The organism is Hwangdonia lutea (genome assembly GCF_032814565.1).
Taxonomy (GTDB): domain Bacteria; phylum Bacteroidota; class Bacteroidia; order Flavobacteriales; family Flavobacteriaceae; genus Hwangdonia; species Hwangdonia lutea.
In genome coordinates this window covers 2,822,164-2,839,806 of record NZ_CP136521.1, presented here as the reverse complement: position 1 = coordinate 2,839,806, position 17,643 = coordinate 2,822,164, and the positions used below count along the sequence as shown (strand labels likewise).

Annotated in this window: 15 protein-coding genes; 9 read left to right on the top strand and 6 right to left on the bottom strand. The window is 34.8% G+C overall.

All coding sequences use genetic code 11. The features are described 5' to 3' along the window. From RNZ46_RS12390 to trxB, 4 genes are all read right to left on the bottom strand, one after another. Entirely contained in the window at positions 1-3,141 is a 3,141-nt protein-coding gene (locus tag RNZ46_RS12390; protein ID WP_316982478.1) for a SusC/RagA family TonB-linked outer membrane protein, read from the bottom strand. Between the two features lie 228 nt (positions 3,142-3,369). Further along, entirely contained in the window at positions 3,370-6,138 is a 2,769-nt protein-coding gene (locus tag RNZ46_RS12385; protein ID WP_316982477.1) for a helix-turn-helix and ligand-binding sensor domain-containing protein, read from the bottom strand. A 273-nt stretch (positions 6,139-6,411) separates the two neighbouring features. After that, positions 6,412-7,902 (bottom strand): aminotransferase class V-fold PLP-dependent enzyme, encoded by a 1,491-nt coding sequence (locus RNZ46_RS12380; RefSeq protein ID WP_316982476.1) that lies wholly within the window; start codon positions 7,900-7,902, stop codon positions 6,412-6,414. Between the two features lie 144 nt (positions 7,903-8,046). Continuing rightward, positions 8,047-8,997 (bottom strand): thioredoxin-disulfide reductase, encoded by a 951-nt coding sequence (gene trxB, locus RNZ46_RS12375; RefSeq protein WP_316982475.1) that lies wholly within the window; start codon positions 8,995-8,997, stop codon positions 8,047-8,049. Between the two features lie 218 nt (positions 8,998-9,215). Here trxB and RNZ46_RS12370 point away from each other — a divergent pair, with 218 nt between their 5' ends. Genes RNZ46_RS12370 through RNZ46_RS12355 form a run of 4 tightly spaced genes read left to right on the top strand, consistent with a single transcriptional unit; the run spans position 9,216 to position 12,572 of the window. Next, the gene (locus tag RNZ46_RS12370; protein ID WP_316982474.1) at positions 9,216-9,476 is read left to right on the top strand and encodes a hypothetical protein; all 261 of its coding nucleotides are present in this window, start codon (positions 9,216-9,218) and stop codon (positions 9,474-9,476) included. A 14-nt stretch (positions 9,477-9,490) separates the two neighbouring features. After that, entirely contained in the window at positions 9,491-10,630 is a 1,140-nt protein-coding gene (locus RNZ46_RS12365) for an ABC transporter substrate-binding protein (RefSeq protein WP_316982473.1), read from the top strand. A 12-nt stretch (positions 10,631-10,642) separates the two neighbouring features. Then, positions 10,643-12,166 carry an ATP-binding protein gene (locus RNZ46_RS12360; RefSeq protein WP_316982472.1) on the top strand — a complete coding sequence of 508 codons (1,524 nt, stop codon included), beginning with the start codon at positions 10,643-10,645 and terminating at the stop codon, positions 12,164-12,166. Next, positions 12,153-12,572: a response regulator gene (locus tag RNZ46_RS12355; protein WP_316982471.1), complete on the top strand. Its 420-nt coding sequence runs from the start codon at positions 12,153-12,155 to the stop codon at positions 12,570-12,572. The genes RNZ46_RS12360 and RNZ46_RS12355 overlap by 14 nt, the downstream gene beginning before the upstream one ends. 36 nt (positions 12,573-12,608) lie before the next feature. On the opposite strand, the gene RNZ46_RS12350 is transcribed toward RNZ46_RS12355, so the two are convergent. Beyond that, positions 12,609-12,974, bottom strand: a complete 366-nt coding sequence (locus tag RNZ46_RS12350) for a response regulator transcription factor (protein ID WP_316982470.1) — start codon at positions 12,972-12,974, stop codon at positions 12,609-12,611. Further along, complete coding sequence (locus tag RNZ46_RS12345) at positions 12,961-13,335, bottom strand: Hpt domain-containing protein (protein ID WP_316982469.1); 375 nt, start codon at positions 13,333-13,335, stop codon at positions 12,961-12,963. The genes RNZ46_RS12350 and RNZ46_RS12345 overlap by 14 nt, the downstream gene beginning before the upstream one ends. Positions 13,336-14,043: 708 nt before the next feature. Here RNZ46_RS12345 and RNZ46_RS12340 point away from each other — a divergent pair. The 5 genes from RNZ46_RS12340 to RNZ46_RS12320 all read left to right on the top strand — a co-directional run bounded on the left by RNZ46_RS12340 (position 14,044) and on the right by RNZ46_RS12320 (position 17,350). Further along, positions 14,044-14,451 (top strand): hypothetical protein, encoded by a 408-nt coding sequence (locus RNZ46_RS12340; protein ID WP_025743398.1) that lies wholly within the window; start codon positions 14,044-14,046, stop codon positions 14,449-14,451. Between the two features lie 96 nt (positions 14,452-14,547). After that, complete coding sequence (locus tag RNZ46_RS12335; protein WP_028281660.1) at positions 14,548-15,384, top strand: DUF932 domain-containing protein; 837 nt, start codon at positions 14,548-14,550, stop codon at positions 15,382-15,384. Positions 15,385-16,343: 959 nt separating this feature from the next. Continuing rightward, on the top strand, positions 16,344-16,679 hold the full coding sequence (locus tag RNZ46_RS12330; RefSeq protein WP_008992779.1) for a single-stranded DNA-binding protein: 336 nt from the start codon (positions 16,344-16,346) through the stop codon (positions 16,677-16,679). An 81-nt stretch (positions 16,680-16,760) separates the two neighbouring features. Then, positions 16,761-17,141, top strand: a complete 381-nt coding sequence (locus RNZ46_RS12325; RefSeq protein ID WP_025743391.1) for a DUF6876 family protein — start codon at positions 16,761-16,763, stop codon at positions 17,139-17,141. A gap of 11 nt (positions 17,142-17,152) precedes the next feature. Next, positions 17,153-17,350 carry a hypothetical protein gene (locus RNZ46_RS12320; protein WP_008992777.1) on the top strand — a complete coding sequence of 66 codons (198 nt, stop codon included), beginning with the start codon at positions 17,153-17,155 and terminating at the stop codon, positions 17,348-17,350. Positions 17,351-17,643 lie beyond the last annotated feature (293 nt).

Below are 17,643 nucleotides of genomic sequence, written 5' to 3'. Positions count from 1 at the left end.
TTAAAATTTAAGGTCTAAACCAATTAGAAATGTTCTTGCCTGCGGATAAGCACCTCTGTCTATACCTGTATCTAAAATACCACCGGATATCTCAGGGTCGTAGCCTGTATATTCCGTAAGTGTTAATAAGTTTTTAGCTTGCGCATAAATACGCACTTTACTAAATACATTATTGGAGTTCTCTGGTAGTGTGTATCCTAAAATTAAACTCTTAATTTTAATAAAACTACCGTCTTCAATATATCGGTCTGATGGCCTGATATTACTATTGGAATCGGCAAAAGTATATCGTGGATTTTTAGCGTCGTTTGTCGTGCCTTCTCCTGTCCATCGGTTTAAAATACTTCTGTCTTTATTCGTGTATATGGCATTACGCTCGTAGGCTCTAAATATATCGTTTCCAACAGAAGCGTAAGTAAACATGCTTAAATCGAAGTCTTTGTACTCAAATCCTAAATTCCAACCTAAAGTGAAATCAGGAAACGGATCTCCAATTTTTGTTTTATCATCATCATTTATGATGCCGTCGTTATTGATATCTACAAAGCGAATATCTCCTGGCTGTGCACCGGTTTGTGTGGCATGCGCATCAATTTCAGCTTGATTTTGGAATAACCCATTGGTTTCAAAACCATAGAAATACCCCGGTGTAAAGCCTTTTTGGAAGCGTGTTGCATTATGGGCTTGACCATTAAAATAACCACCACCCGGTACAAATGCAGTACCATCGGTATTTGTTGCGGTTACCAAGTTTTTAGACGTTGTGAACGTGAATGAGGTATTGAATTTAAAATCGTCTCCGTTTGTCCTATACCCTAAAGTTAAATCTAAACCCTTACTTTCCGTACTTCCAATGTTTGATGTAACAGGTTCTGAAGTACCCGCATAAAGTGGCGGGGCATCTGTAAATAACAATCCTTCAACAGACTTGTTAAAATAATCGGCAGTTATAGATAGGTTATCAAATAAGGTAGCATCAAACCCTACATTATATTGTGTTTGCTCCTCCCAACTTAATGTTGGGTTGCTAAATGAATTTACCGTAGCACCAGGAACAAACTCGGTTCCAAAGGTATATCCATTACTATTTGCGGTAGAGTTATAACTTGGTCCGCCAACCGAAATACCCACATATTGCGGATTTACGTTTTCGTTACCAACTGTACCATAACTTCCTCTAATCTTTAAGAAATTAATAGACTCTGAATTGAAGAAATCTTCGTTGGTTACAACCCATCCTAAAGAGCCTGCAAAGAAATTGGCAAACTTATTATCATCACCAAAAGCTATAGAGCCATCTCGTCTTGCAGAAAACGATGCTAAATACGTGTCTTTATAATCGTAATTAACCCTGCTAAAGAAAGACATGTTTCTACGCTCTAAGTTTTGGTAGCTATACCCTGTATAGGCATTGGTGTTTAATTTGGTATTTACACCCGTAGCAGCACTAATATCCGCCCAAGCCCAAGAGTTATCTCTTACATCTTGTCTGCTGGCACCAAAACCATGTCCTGTAGATTTACTTCGAGCCAAACCTAAAACCACATCAAAATTATGGACATCGTTTAAGCTAAAATTATAACTGGCAAATGTTTCGAACGTATAATTAAAATTTGAAGCCGTATATTCACTAACACTATTGTGGAACGACGGGATTGTACTTGTTGTACCATCGCCATTATCAACAGTTTGCATGGGCACCGTGCCATCTGGCAAATATTGGCTAGATACGTTATTGGGCCCGTAATACGCTAAAGGAGAAAAACTTTTACCTACTAAATCCCATTTGGTGTAACCAAAACGCGACGATATTTTAAGATTATCCAATATATCGTACTGTAATTCGAATTTACCATACAACTTGTTTCCATTGTTTTCATTATAGGTATCATTCAATCGCTGTACCGGATTAAAAATCTCAGATAGCAATAAGTTACTGTAACCGTAAGTTGCAAAATCGTTAGGATCATTGTTATATACCGGTACCGTTGGGTCGAAATTTATAGCATTTCCTAAAATAGAATTAAATGAATTCTCAGCTATGGTTTTGCTTTTTATATTCGCATAACTTGTGTTACTTAAGAATCTTAATTTAGAAGTTAGTTGAAAATCTAAGTTTGCCGTAAAGTTTACTCTATTAAAATTAGATTTATCATCACCGCCTACAACACCGCCTTGACTTAAATAGCCTGCTGATAAAAAGTAACCTACAGTTTCCGATCCGCCTCTAGCCGATAATGTATGCGAGTTTACGGTAGCATTTTTAAAAACTTCATCTTGCCAATCGGTGCCCATTCCTAAATTAGAAATATCTGGGAAAATTAAATTCCCTCCGGCTACCGTGCTTCCTTCATTAGCCATAACAGCATATTCGGTGGCATTCAATAAACCAATTTTTCTAATTACAGATTGTACACCTGTATAAGTGTTGTAATTAAATTCGGTTTTTTGGTTTTTTCTTCCGCCTTTAGTTGTAACTACAATTACACCGTTACCACCTTTAACACCGTAAATGGCTGTAGATGCCGCATCTTTTAAAATATTAATTGATTGAATATCGGCAGAACTGATAGCGTTTAAATCATCTAAGGATTGAGGTACACCGTCAATAATAACAACGGGGTCAACACCTGAAAAAGAAGGGATACCGCGAACTAATACGGTTGGTTTACTTCCTGGTGAACCACTTTGAATTACAGAAACACCCGAAGCGCTACCTTGTAATGCTTCTTCAACCCTTAAAGGTTTTATCTTTTCAATAGATTCTGATTTTACCGTAGAAATTGCACCAGATACTTTCGTAACTTTTTGGGTACCATAACCTACAACTACCACTTCACTAAGTTGCGCGATGTCTGGCAATAATTGAATGTTTAAATTATCGCTGTTCGCCACAACAACTTCTTGTGTTATATAACCTATATAACTAAAGATTAGTGTTGAACCAATTTGAACATCATTAATAATAAAGTTGCCATCAAAATCTGTAACGGTACCCGTATTGGTACCTTTAACCAATACATTTGCTCCCGGTATAGGGTAACCTGTATCGTCTTGAACATTTCCACTAACATTTACATTTTGAGCACTCGAATATGCTATAAAAAAAAGTGTTAGAATTTTAAAGAGATTGTGTCTCATAGAATTAGTTTTTTAGTTTAGATAAAATTAATGTATACCATTGATGTATCCCTATTTTTCACCCAAACAAAAAGTATACATAGCAAAAAAATGCAGCATTTATTATGAGAACCGTAATGAATGCAGGGTTTTACTAACGCATAATTAAAAAACAAATTCATGTTAAATAAACGTTATTTTTATAAATGTTGTGGTGTTGTATAGGTCTAAAATATTAATGTATAGTACCTAAATTTCAAGAATGTAATTTGTTAAGCTGGACTCGCGCGGTAAATCCATTTTTTTTCGCAATCTATATCGTTTTACTTCAACACTTCTTGGTGAAATATTAAGCAGTGGCGCTATTTCTTTTGATGAAAGATTTAACCTCAGATAAGCACAAAGCCTTAAATCGTTTGAGGTAAGCGAAGGATGTATGGCCTTGATCTTTTTTAAGAAGTCTTTATCGGCATTATTAAACGCCTCTTCAAATACATGCCAATCGTCTGTGTTGTTCAGGTTTTTATCTATAATTCTAATTACAGATTTCAAGTTTTTATCGTTTTCCGAAACGCTTTTTAATTCCTTTTTCAAATTATTTAAAAACTCATTCTTCTTTATTAAACTCATTGTAGAGATGCCTAACTCTCGGTTTTTACTTTCAATATCTTGTCTTAATTTTTCATTATTAAAGCGCATCAGCTGTTGTTGATTCTCCAGTTCCTTTAACTCTAAATCCCTGGCCGCTTTTTGCATTAACTTTGCTTGTTGTTTTCTATAGTGCCGCTTGTACAAATTATGCATTAATAAGGTAATCAATAAAAATAAGAATACATAAATAGCGATGGCCACGTTTGATAAAACCCATGGTCTTCCAATGGTAAAACTATATGTTGCCGTATTGTTTGTTGCTGTATTACCCACCTTAGCCCTAACGTTAAAAACGTAATCGCCATAAGGCAAGTTTTTAAAAAGGACACTTGAGTTGGCAGACCAATTACTCCACTCAGGATAAATGCCTTTTAATTGGTATTGATACTCGGTGTCTAAATATTTATTAAATTCTGCAACACTATATGTGAATTCTATACTATTATTCTTGTTTTTAAAACTGCCGTCAATATGCTTGTTTACAACTTGAAGGCTATCTTTTAAATCGCTTTTTGTTATTGAATTTATGGATACGCTATACTCTTTTTCTTTTAACTTATCCAAATCCAAAACAAGGTAACCTGTTGATGTGCCTATTAAATGTTTGTTGTTTTGTAAATATGAAATGTTTTCGTAACCTGTTAAACCTTTGGGCAATGCCGTAGATAAAGATATTTTTTTTACTTTTTGCACACTGCTCAGTTTTCCCGGGGAAACATAGCTCAGATTTTTTTTGGAAAAGCTCCAAAGGATGTTGTTTTTTCTGTCCGATATGAGCTTTCCAGAGGTATATTCGTCTTGCGAATACAAACCATTTAAAACAGAATCTTTAACAAATTGCGCTTCTTCAGGATGGTACCTAAAAACACCTTTTTTATAGGCGTAAAAGATGGCATCATTGTACCTTATCACACTAGAATTCAATCCTTTTCCAATCGTTGAATCCTTGATAACTTCGGTAGCTTTTGTAAAATCCTCATCAACTTTTAGTCTATAAATGCCTTTGGACTCGTGGCTTACAAAAATATTGTTATTATAAATTTCAAAAAACTTACTTGAAATATCAAAGCCTTCTATTTTATTTCTCAAAACCCATTTGCCATTTACATTCGCAATTACATTTAGTCCGTCGTAATTACCTTGAAGCAATAGGTTCTTGGAATTATTAATGGGTATAATATTCCATGTCCCTTGAATATCAACAACCAAATCCGCGTTATTTTTGTCTATAATAAATGTGCCGGTATCGTGCCCGCAAAACAGGGTATCGTTAAGTTCTACCAAACATCTCACAGGGCCTTGTGTACCTTCAATAAATTCAAATTCATCATCAGAATTAAAAGACTTAAAATACAAGCCTTGGTTGGTGCCTAAATACAAGTAATCTTTATACACTGCCGATGCATACACGGTACCAATTTTCCCTTCTTTATCGTTATGAATCCTAAAGGGAGACTTAATATTTATACAATTAATACCGTTATCCAAAGCGAGCCAAATGTTGTTTTCGGCATCTTCAAAAATGGCATGTATCGTATTATTGCTTAAACCGTTAATGATGTTGATGTGATAAATGATTTCCCCATCTTCGGTTAAATGAAAAATCCCATTCGATCGGGTTCCAAGCACAAAACTGCCATCTCGCAATTTCGCACTTCGATAAACACCACTTTCGGGCACCAATTTATATGCAGGGATATCCCACTGCTCAAGTTTGTTGTTATCCAAAATGTAAAAGCCTTTGTTTTCAGTTTCTATTAAAAGTTTTTCTTTATGGTTGAAAACACTAACCAATAAATTATTTTTTAATACCGCATGGTTTGAAATTAATTTAGACTTGCCATTTTCAATTTTATACAAGCCATTCTTGGTTTGCTGAAAATAAATACTACCGTTTACCTTGAACATTTTATAAATGGTGGTCTCAGACTCAATCACGGAATACGTTGCATCGTTTTTATTATAGATGTAAATTCTTTCTAAAGACTGAAACAAAATGTACTCGTCCAGATTTATTATATTCCAAAACTCTTCCTCTTCTAAAAATTCGATTTGAAGCTTTTGCGAAAGCGAAGTGTAAAATAAATCTCCAAACTTGTTTCTTTGCCAATAACCGAACTCTTTACTACAACCGGTGTAAATAACATCGTCAAAAACACTAACAGATCGAATTATAGTTTCGTTTGGCGATGGGTATAAACGCCAATTGGCACCATTAAATTCCAGCAGACCTTTATTATTGCCAACATAAATATACTTGTCTTTTGATTGCGCAATGGACCAGTTTTGATTTTCTGCGCCGTAAGATTTTGGTGTGTAAATATCAATGGGAGGCATTTCTTGTGCAACCAATATAAATGAGCACAAAAAATATAATAGTGTAGTAAGGCAAAATAATTTTTTCAAGAGTAATGCAGTTAATGTTGCGTTACCAATATAGCACAAATCCTTTAACTAATTACATTCTTTAATACGTTGTATGGTTTTTGTATGGTTTTTTGTAAGACAAAAAAGCAATAACAAATGGCATTTTTTACATGGTTTTACTCCATAAAAAAACTCCAAAACAGTGTTATTTCGGAGTTGTTTACTGTGCTTATTACAATTGAAAAATAATTAAAATTACAATTTCGTTTTTAACTATAATTTAAACCAATTTCGAATAATATCTTTTTCAATGTGATGGTTTCCTTTATGGATAAATTCATTTTTAATGGCGCTATATTCATAATCCTTACCCCAATCTTTATGGTTTTTGGAAACCGCCTCAATGGCATCGCAAATAAGGTGCACTTCGTTGTTGGTCATCGTTGGGTGAATGGACATGCGCACCCAGCCCGGGCGCTCGATAAGGCAGCCATCGAGTATTTTTTTCTCTATGGATTTTGATGTGGGCTCATCCACATTCAGCAAATAGTGCCCGTAAGTGCCGGCACAACTACATCCGCCACGGGTTTGCACACCAAACCTGTCATTTAAAAGTTTTACTATTAAATTGTAATGCGCATCTTCAATATAAAATGAAAACACGCCCAATCTATCGGTGTGGTTTTCGGCGAGAATACGTAGGTTTTCAATGTTTTTAAGGCGTTTAAAAATAATGGCATTGAGCTCGTGCTCCCTGTCCAAAATGTTTTTAACACCCATTTTTTCTTTCAATCGAATGGACAGCGCTATTTTAATGGCTTGTAAAAAACCGGGGGTTCCGCCGTCTTCACGTGTTTCAATATCGTCAATATAATCGTGGTCCCCCCAAGGGTTGGTGTAGCTCACCGTTCCGCCACCGGGGTTATCCGGTACCAGATTTTTATACAGTTTTTTGTTGAAGATTAAAACTCCCGACGATCCCGGGCCACCCAAAAATTTATGTGGGGAAAAGGTAATGGCATCCAAATACGCATCCTCGTTTTCTGGGTGCATATTGATGCTTACATACGGTGCCGAACACGCAAAATCCACAAAGCACAGGCCATTGTTTTGGTGCATTACACGAGCCACGTCGTGATAGTTTGTACGGATGCCCGTAACGTTGGAGCAACCTGTAATGGCCGCAATTTTTATGGGGCAATCCTTATGCGTTTCAATTAATTCCTTTAATTTATTGATGCAGGGCAAACCCTCATCGTTTGAAGGGATCACTTTAACCCTTGCAATGGTTTCCAACCATGAGGTTTGATTGGAATGGTGCTCCATGTGGGACACAAAAATAATGGGGCGTTTCTCCTCCGGAACCTGTGTGTGGTCCTTTAGGTTTTCGTTTATTTTTAGCCCCAAAATACGCTGGAACTTGTTAATCGCCCCGGTCATGCCCGTGCCAACGGTAATGAGAACATCGTCTTTTGAAGCGTTGACATGCTTTTTAATGATGTGTCGCGCATCGTGATAGGCTAAGGTCATTGCCGAACCCGTAACGGATGTTTCGGTATGTGTGTTGGCCACGTATGGCCCTATATCGTTAAGTAGTTTATCTTCTATGGATTTGTAAAGTCTTCCGCTCGCGGTCCAATCGGCATAAATAATTTTCTTTTGGCCGTATGGCGATTCAAAGGTTTGGTTTATGCCAATAATCTGCTCTCTGAAAGGCTTGAAATAGGCCTCGAGATTGGATGTGCTTGGTTTCTTTCGAAACATTTTTTTTAACGTATTGGACATAAACTAACACTTTTAAAATAGCATCGATAAAACTTGAATCAAATTAATCAATTTCCAAGCCTTACAACAACTGACTGTGAACACGATTAAAATGAATCAATAAACTGATTCTCCTTTATTTATTTAGCCTTCTTTTGCAGCCAAATAACGCTCTGCATCTAAAGCTGCCATACAGCCTGTTCCTGCAGCTGTTACGGCCTGTCGGTAAACATGATCTGCCGCATCACCGGACACAAAAACACCATCAACATTTGTTTTTGATGTTCCAGGCACATTAATAATATAACCTGTTTCATCCAAATTTAAGTAATCCTTAAAAATTTCTGTATTTGGATTATGGCCAATGGCTACAAAAAATCCTGTTGCTGGAATCTCGTGCTTTTCATTGGTTTTATTGTTGAACACACGAACGCCAGTTACCACTTGTCCGTCGCCTAAAACCTCATCGGTTTCGGTATTGAATAATATCTCAATGTTTCCGGTGTTTTTTACTCGTGCCGCCATAATTTTTGAGGCTCTAAACACATCGCGTCTTACCAACATAGTTACTTTGGTACAGAGTTTTGATAGGTAATGAGCTTCCTCACAAGCTGAATCTCCGGCGCCAACAATAACAACTTCTTGGTTTTTATAGAAAAACCCATCACAAACCGCGCAAGCCGAAACACCGCCACCGAGGTTTAAATATTTTTGTTCTGATTCTAAGCCTAAATACTTCGCTGATGCTCCTGTTGAAATAATAACGGTATCACAATGGATTTCCTTTTCATCATTTACCCAAACCTTGTGCACATCACCCGAAAAATCCACTTTGGTAATCCATCCGTTACGCACATCGGTATCAAAACGTTCAGCTTGCTTTTGGAATTCAATCATCATTTCTGGCCCCGTTATACCATCGGGATACCCGGGGTAATTTTCAACTTCGTTGGTGGTTGTTAATTGTCCACCAGGTTGAGTTCCTTGATATAAAACGGGTTTCATATTAGCGCGAGCTGCATAAATTGCAGCTGTATAACCTGCAGGTCCAGACCCTATAATTAAGCATTTTACTTTTTCAATTGTATCAGACATATTTAAAAAATTTTAATAGGTACAAAAGTAGCTTTTTTGCCTCAATGCTTACATAGAAGTTATCAACAGTTTTTATTAAAAGATAGAGTAGGTTTATAGACACAAACAACTCAAGTTGTAACCCATCAGAAGTGTATCAATTAATTTAAATGTTTAATATTGCATAAAATATTTTATATTGCCGGAGCAATAAATTATCGCCCTAAAAAACAATTAACTTGACTATTAATTCAACGCACACTAAAACACTACCTACAAGTGTATTAGCAAAATTATTTTATAAACTTCTATATTTTTCTGGATCAAATTTTTACAACCTGGAAATCAAAACAGATTTAAGCATATTTTACGCCAAACAAAACAATAAATGTTGTGGTATTAAGGCTTCTTTAATAGCCTTGGAATATAGAAAAAACGATTTTTTACCAAGTAATAATTACGGCCTTGGTTATGGATTAGAATATAAAATGACGTTTTAAAAAAGCTAAACAGTATGAAATCAATTTACATTTTCTTAATCACACTACTTATCGCAACAAGTTTTAATAGCTGTGATACCTCAAAAATTGAAGAAATAAACATCGGTTACATAGGCCCGCTATCGGTTAGAGCCACCGATTTGGGTGTAGACCCATCTAAAGCCATGCAACTTGCCGTAGAGCAATACAACGTTTCGCGATTAGATAACGAACCCAAAGTAAACTTATTTATTGAAGATGATAAATGGGAAAAAGATAACGCTATTCCGGCGTACAAGAATTTACGGGACAAGCATAATATTGACGTCCTTTTTATTAGCAATACCGACGGAACCGTTGCCGTACAAGATAAAATTATTGAAGATAAGGTTATTCTTATCAACCCATTAAACAATGATAAACTACTGTCCTCATTAAATAAAAACACATTTAATATTGCAAAATCTACAGAAGAAGCCAATGGGCTTGTAGCAATTAGGCTTATTGAATTGGGCTTTAAAAAAGTAGCACTTTTTCAATATCCGAATGATTTTATGACGCGAGGTGCCAACGAAGTAAAACGGCTTTTAGAAGACCATAACTTACACCTTAAAATTATCACGACCGATAAAGGGCAAGTCGATTTTACAAGTCAACTACAAGCTTTAAAAGAAGCTAATTATGATGCTTATGTTTTCTTTGGTTACAAGGAATTTGGTTTTGCCATGAAACAAGCGAGAGAACTAGGGATAATCGCTCCGTTTTTTGGTTCGACGGTATTACTAGACCCCGAGTTTTATACAAACTCTGAAGGTGCCATTGTTGATACCGAATACCCTTTCTTTACCATTTCGGATGGCAATTACATTTTGGCCAATGAATTTTTAACTGCGTTTAAAAACAGGTATGGTAAAAAACCAACTTCCATATGGCCACCCATGCAGGCATATGATGCCATGAACTTGGTTTTAACCCAATTGAGAAACATAAATAAAGACAAGAAAAAAGACCAATCCTTTGATGATTGGCTTAGAACCTCGCTATATCGTGTTCATTATTTTCAAGGAATATGCGGAAATATAGCCATTACAAATGAGGGCGCATCAAAAGGAATTTATTTCTCATTATACAAATACGAGTCTAAAAAAAACCCAACGGTTAAAGTTAAACGATAGCATCGCTTTAGTATGAAAATAAAACAAAAATTAATTTTAGCCTTTAGTGTTTTAATATTGGTTTTACTCACTCAGATTATCCTGAATTACGTCATCACCTATCGCGCCAACCAAACCTATAGCACGCTTCAATCTAAAATAACGCCTGCAATAAACATTTTAACCAAATACGAATCTATAAATAAGGAATTAAACCTAATAACCAGTAACAGGCTAAATGGCAACGACCAAATAAACACCATTAACAGATTTAAAGGCATTATTGAGGTAGAACTTACACATATTAAAACAGAGCTGTATATTTTAAAAGAAGATTTACCCGAAACCGCTGTAGATAGAGCGCTTATAGAGAAAGTAATTATTAATACAGATGCACTCATAGAAGCATCAAACAAAATAAACAACCTTCTTACTAACCAATTTAACAACCAAACAAATTCAAATAAAGTAAAAGAGATATGGGAAAATCATATCGACAATTTGTACGCCTCGTTAGATAGAGATATAAGGCAACTCCACATGAACTATAACCGTTCTTTTGAAACCTATAGCATAGAACTATCAAGAAATTTAAATTCCGTATCAAAAATCATTTTCGTTACAGGACTGGTAGGTATTATATTAGGCTTACTTATTACCATACAAGTAATTTACTCTATTGCAAACCCTATCTTCAAGCTCAAAAAAGCGGCATTAAAAATTAGTCAAGGTAAATTAAACGAGCAAATCCAAATTAAAGGCCATAGTGAACTGGCAGACCTAGGTAACTCGTTTAATAAAATGAGCGTGGCACTTAAAAAGAGTTTTAGCGAGCAGGAGCAGCAGATTAATCAAATAAAATTGATGAACAAGGAACTCGAACAATTTGTTTATGTGGCATCTCATGATTTACAAGAACCGTTAAGAACCATGTCTAGCTATATTGGATTGGTTGGAGAATTATATAAAACGCAATTAGACGATGAAGCCTTAAAATACATGAAACATGTTGAAGACGCATCGTTAAGAATGAAGACTTTAATAAAGGATTTATTGGATTACTCCCGATTAGGTAAAGAAAGACCAATAAAAAAGGTTGACTGCAATACATTGGTAAATGATATTTTATTGGATTTTGAGCTGATAATTAACGAAACCAATGCAACCGTTACATCTGATAAATTACCCGTTATTAATGGTGTAGAATTTGAATTGAAGCAGCTATTTCAAAACTTAATTAGTAATGGACTAAAATTTAGAAAACAAGACACATCACCACGCATCGAAATAAAAATAAAAGAGCAATCCGATTATTGGTTGTTTTCCGTTTCCGATAATGGCATCGGTATGGAGGCTAAACATTTTGAAAGAGTGTTTGTTATTTTTCAACGTTTGCACAATAAAGACGATTACAAAGGTACTGGAATTGGGCTATCCGTTTGCCAAAAAATTGTTGAAATGCACCAAGGGAAAATCTGGATTGAATCTGAGCTAAATAAAGGGTCTACATTTTATTTCACTATATTTAAACAAATAAAAAAACATGAAAAAATTTAATTCTATTTTACTAATAGATGATGACAAAGCAACAAACGAATTCCATAAAATAATTATTGGTTTAGCAAATGTTACCGACACTATTCATGCCGTTCAAAGCGGTCAAGAAGGATTAGACTACTTAACCTCTAAAGGGTTTTACAACTCAAAAGAAAACTCATACCCCCAACCAGATTTGATTTTTCTTGATATTAATATGCCGGCCATGAATGGTTTCGAATTTATTGAAGAATACGATAAGATTTCTGATGACCAAAAAGGAAAACACCTTATAATTATGTTAACCTCATCTTTAAACCCTGATGATAAAAACCTTGCCAATAAAATCACTCATATTAAAGATTTTCTAAGCAAGCCACTTACAAAAGATACTGTTTTAGATTTAAGAGATAAATACTTAAACTAAGTAAAATATCCGTTAAACAGGCTTTAATAAATTATCTTAGTTTAAAAAGCGTTTTACTCTAACAATTAGTTCTTCTGGACTAAATGGTTTTGGCATAAAATCATTGGCACCAAGTTCAAAAGCCTTAAGAACCATTTGTTCTTGACCGGCAGTTGAAAAAATAATAACCGGAGTTTCTTTTTTTAGTTTGTTTCTTATATGGCTTATCACCTCAAGGCCATCATTAAATGGCATCATAATATCGGTTAAAACTAAGTCTGGATTTTGGTTTTCTACTAATGCCATTGCTTCTTTTCCATCTGATGCAGTAAGCAACTCAAACCCCTCATTTTCTAATTTAAACTTTAACAACAATAAAAGTGTAGGATTATCCTCTGCTATAACAATTTTATGTTTCGTCATTTTCAATTAATTTAAGTTCTGTTTGCAATTCTTTTTTTACTTGATTAAATATATTTAAGGTAGAATTTACGTGTTTATGAATACGTTCTAAGTTATTTTGGTCTCTAAAATCACACTCCAATTCAAGCATTATGGGTTCAAGCCCAGAAGCGCCAAACATCCTTATACTGGAAATCATTTTATGGGTTACACTAAACAATTTAGGCCAGTTTAATGTGTTTAACTCCTTATCCATAACCTCGATATACTCATCAATACTCATTAAAAATAGCTCAATGAGCTTTACATATATGTCTTTGTTATTTTTAGTGTCCTCTTTTAAAGGCTGCAAGTCTAAATATGGGCTCTTTACATTATTCATAATCAACATTAAAACCTAAATTTTTTCGTTTATTGAATTGGGCTAATATAAAACCCATATCGATAAAATGCAATTTTTACCGATAAAATATATGTGATTGTAATTTTATTCTTTTTAATATGAGAAATAATGCTTCAAAAAAAATTAAGCACAAAAAAAAGCTGAACAAAATTGTTCAGCTTCTATAGTCGGGGTGGCAGGATTATACCCTTTCCCCATAATATTATATATATCAACTATTTACAGATTCCGGAACCTAACTGTTAGCCGATTTGTTGACGATATGATAAATGAACTTAAAGTAAAAAGCTTTACTTTCTGATGGTGCAAATATATAATTTGTATTATTTCAAACCAACATAAAAAGTCATTTATTTTATGACTCTTAATACTGCTTCAAATTTGGTTCATTATGCCTTATCATTTCTACTAAATATCTTTAAGTTAATCATTCTGGAAACACATTAAATCGAGTAATCAACTATTTCTAGGTCTTTTAAGTGATGAACTTCTATAGAAAAATTTGAGGTAGAGAGTATTCATACAATATTACCGAAATATAAACGTCGCAAAATATTTTTCGGAAAAGGGACGGCATAAAGCCATCGCTTCTTCCCTCGCTTATTTATTCCGTTTCCTTTCCACTCTAAAATTTTGTCTTCCGTTTGGGTTTTGCTCAAATATTGTTTAATCTAAAATCATTTAATTATGGAAACAAAAGTAAAATCAAACGGAACAGCAAAAAAAGTAAATGCAACCGTTAAAAAGGAAGTTCAAAAGAAGTTGACCGAGGAAGCTATCGGAAAAGCTGTTACACCGGAAAAGCTCGTGGTAGCCAAAAAACCAGAGATTAATTTGGATGACAGAATTCAAAAGTTTGAAAAATTGAGAGGTCTGGCTAATCAACGTGAACGGTTGACGGAAACATTGAACGAGCTTACCAAGTTCAATTACAATCAGGATGGTTCGAGTTCCTTCCATATAAGGGACTCACGTAATCTGGAATTCAAGACGACCAACACGAATTTAATCAAGTTGGTAACTACACATTTACAGTCCACTTTGGAACAACGTAAATCAGAGATTGAAGAACAGATTCTAAAATTTGAACTTTAATGAAGCTAATGTCTTCAAATGTGAAAGCCTGCTCGCAAGAGTAGGCTTTCTTTTTTTAATCATATCTGTCTTCAGACAGGTCTAAAATCAAATATTATGTATTTAAATCGTTTACAACAAGATGAAATTTTCGTTTCAAATGAAATGAAATCGTTAAAAATTATTACTGGTATGGAGTCTCGAAGAGGACTTGAAAATGCCGTTATTTCCAATGACAAAATTGTGAATGTGGTCTCGAACAGTTATGGCCATATTCCAAATGAATTGTTTTTCAAAAAAGCCGAACAGCTATTACTGGATGCCAATCTGAAATATCATAAACGCACGATTAACAGAAATGACAGGTCTTTCATTGCCGACTTTATAATCGAGGACCATAATCAGTTTTCGTTGAAGAATGAACAGGATAAGATATTACCGATGTTGCGTTTCAAAAATTCCTATGACGGAAGCGAAAAGACTTCCGGGCATTTTGGATTTTATAGAGAAGTATGCACCAATGGCTTGCACGTTGCTCAATCAGAAATAGCATTTTCAATAAAGCACAGCAAAAACAATACAGATTTAATAATGCCGAAATTGAACTTGCTATTTGATAAGTTTCTAAATAATGAATACTACGAAATCACAAGGAAATTCAGGGAAATGGAAGAAATCGAACTTATCGATACCAAGGCATTTGTAAAAGACATATTGGAAAAAACGAAATTGTTCCGATATGAATGTAGCGACAAAAACGATGACCCATCAAAAAAATCCCGTGAGGTTATAGAGCTTATCAACGATGAACCGTTTCCAGCTTATTCAAAACCAAATTTATGGGTAGGTTATAACGCCTTTAATTGGATGCTTCACAATACCTTGAAAAAGACCTTTTCGCAACAGGAAAGGTTGGATAAGGTTTTGTTTGATGAAATATATGCAATGGTTTAAAGAAACATTGTTAAAGGTTTATCCAGTACCTAACTAAACTGGATTTTTAATTATACTTCTGCCATATTATTCCGTTTAGCACATTTCCCTACATTTCGTTGCTCTACATTTTGGAAAAAGAGCTTCACTCAAAAAAGGTCTTGGACACAACTTCAAAGATTCCGATTTCCATTCCACTTGCCCACTCATTCCCGAGAAAATTCGGGAAGTGGTCAAACTCTATTCCAATCTACATCTTTAAAGTCAAGTCCGCTTTAAATCCTACTTCAAAAGAATAATTTGGTTCTATAATCCGTTCAGCACTTTCCCGCTACATTTCGCAAAAAGCTACATTTCGGGCAAAGAGCTTCTCTATAAAAAATCTTGGACCCAATTCCCGTTTTTGGTTTTCCATTCCGCTTCCCCTTCCCGCTTCGCTGGGAAGGAACGCTACATTCCCAAACCAAAACCGTGAATCCAGTCCGCTTGTAATCGGAAAGTCAAAGCCTCGATTTTCTTAACAGAATTAACGGCAAAGCCTACTTTGGTCTTTACTCGATAATTCTTAAAAACCGAACCTTTGCCTCACACATTTTAAGGGGTTTATAATGGATGAAGCCATTGTTGTTTTTCGGGACAGCGAAAAACAGGTATGGCATAACCAATTCTAAAATAAAGCCATTTGCTCTGTTCGCTTAACTGTCGGTACGCTCTCGTCACAAATGGCTTTATAAGAATTGCTAATACCATTATGGAACTTGTCAAGACTGTACAAGTTTTAGGCAAAAATAAGGTTTCTACTTCCTTGAAAATCCAAGGTTTTTACTACGTCGCAAACACACCTGATTTATTCCCTAAAAGTCTTGACAAAACCCACTTCATCCATTGTGCGGAGCACGAAAGAAATCATACAAACACCCCTTAAAATTTAATTCAGTTTAAATCAAAAAGGGAAATATTAATCTTTTAAATCTTTTATTATGAGTACTATTAAAAATCACGTACAGTTAATTGGAAATGTTGGGCAAGAACCAACTATTACGAACCTTGAAAGCGGTAAGAAAGTAGCCCGTTTATCATTGGCAACCAATGAATACTACAAAAACGGCAAGGGCGAAAAGCAAACGGATACCAATTGGCACACCGTTGTCGCTTGGGGCAAAACTGCTGAAATTATCGAAAAGTATGCCGAAAAGGGCAAAGAAATCGGAGTTGTTGGAAAACTAAAGACCCGAACCTATACCACGGACGATGGCAATCAACGCTATGTTACCGAAGTGATAGCCGATGAAATCCTATTATTAGGTAGTAAGTAAAAAGTAAAGAGGGCACTAATACCAGTTTTCAATTAGTTTGTGCCCTCTTCTTTTCATCATTAATTCTAAAAAGATATAACAATGAAAGCACAAGTTAACGAAATAAAAGAAGGATTGCAACATTTTCACGGTTCTGAAATGTTCTATCAAATCCCATTAATACGCACCCGATTTACAAACGGACTGAAATATTTAGCCAACGTAGCAGAGTGTTTTTGGCTCATTACCGATGTTTCAGTAATCGCCAAAAGTTTGCTAAACCGAAGCCATTTTATAACAATAGATTTTAAAAGGCTATCGGAAGAGGAACAGGATTATACAGGCTATGAAGCTGAAATAATTTACAGCGATGGAAATGGGAATATATTTGAAATACACCGATACAATTTTACCGATTTTCCTTTGGATGAACTACGGTTGTATTTTGTGGATAATACGTTGATGCTTACAAGCGAATATTAAAAAGTAAGGCTATGATTTATCTAAATTATAACAACCTCGATGACGAAACCCAACAACATCTACTTTCCGTTTCAAAAGAAGATATAGAAAGCAAATTTGGGAACGACCTTAAAGCCTACGCCAATGAACATCATATGGATTATGATAAGATATTGGACGAAGAAGCGATAAAAAATCTATATTCATATCAGTACGTTTTTAACATCTAAAATAAAAACAAGAATTAAGACCTTTGAACTTTCAGAGGTCTTTTTTTGTGCTTTACTTTTTTCAAATTTACAAGAGCCAATATTCAAAAACTCGACGTCTTAAATTTACTTTTTTATAAAAATCCTATTTTTTGGTATCAAAACTAACCATTTGGAAACAATCTGTATTTCAATATTATATCTAAATAGAATATCTTTAAAAGACTGTTAGCAGTATCAATTTAAAGTATCGTTATCCCATTTTGATTTGACTTTCGCCGATAATGATACCCATCAAAAATTAAACATATCGG

Bases quoted from the DNA above. Each gene is read 5' to 3' on its own strand.
- RNZ46_RS12390 (WP_316982478.1), bottom strand. From the start codon at position 3,141: ATGAGACACAATCTCTTTAAAATTCTAACACTTTTTTTTATAGCATAT.
- RNZ46_RS12380 (WP_316982476.1), bottom strand. From the start codon at position 7,902: ATGTTTCGAAAGAAACCAAGCACATCCAATCTCGAGGCCTATTTCAAG.
- trxB (WP_316982475.1), bottom strand. From the start codon at position 8,997: ATGTCTGATACAATTGAAAAAGTAAAATGCTTAATTATAGGGTCTGGA.
- RNZ46_RS12365 (WP_316982473.1), top strand. From the start codon at position 9,491: ATGAAATCAATTTACATTTTCTTAATCACACTACTTATCGCAACAAGT.
- RNZ46_RS12360 (WP_316982472.1), top strand. From the start codon at position 10,643: ATGAAAATAAAACAAAAATTAATTTTAGCCTTTAGTGTTTTAATATTG.
- RNZ46_RS12355 (WP_316982471.1), top strand. From the start codon at position 12,153: ATGAAAAAATTTAATTCTATTTTACTAATAGATGATGACAAAGCAACA.
- RNZ46_RS12350 (WP_316982470.1), bottom strand. From the start codon at position 12,974: ATGACGAAACATAAAATTGTTATAGCAGAGGATAATCCTACACTTTTA.
- RNZ46_RS12345 (WP_316982469.1), bottom strand. From the start codon at position 13,335: ATGAATAATGTAAAGAGCCCATATTTAGACTTGCAGCCTTTAAAAGAG.
- RNZ46_RS12340 (WP_025743398.1), top strand. From the start codon at position 14,044: ATGGAAACAAAAGTAAAATCAAACGGAACAGCAAAAAAAGTAAATGCA.
- RNZ46_RS12335 (WP_028281660.1), top strand. From the start codon at position 14,548: ATGTATTTAAATCGTTTACAACAAGATGAAATTTTCGTTTCAAATGAA.
- RNZ46_RS12330 (WP_008992779.1), top strand. From the start codon at position 16,344: ATGAGTACTATTAAAAATCACGTACAGTTAATTGGAAATGTTGGGCAA.
- RNZ46_RS12325 (WP_025743391.1), top strand. From the start codon at position 16,761: ATGAAAGCACAAGTTAACGAAATAAAAGAAGGATTGCAACATTTTCAC.
- RNZ46_RS12320 (WP_008992777.1), top strand. From the start codon at position 17,153: ATGATTTATCTAAATTATAACAACCTCGATGACGAAACCCAACAACAT.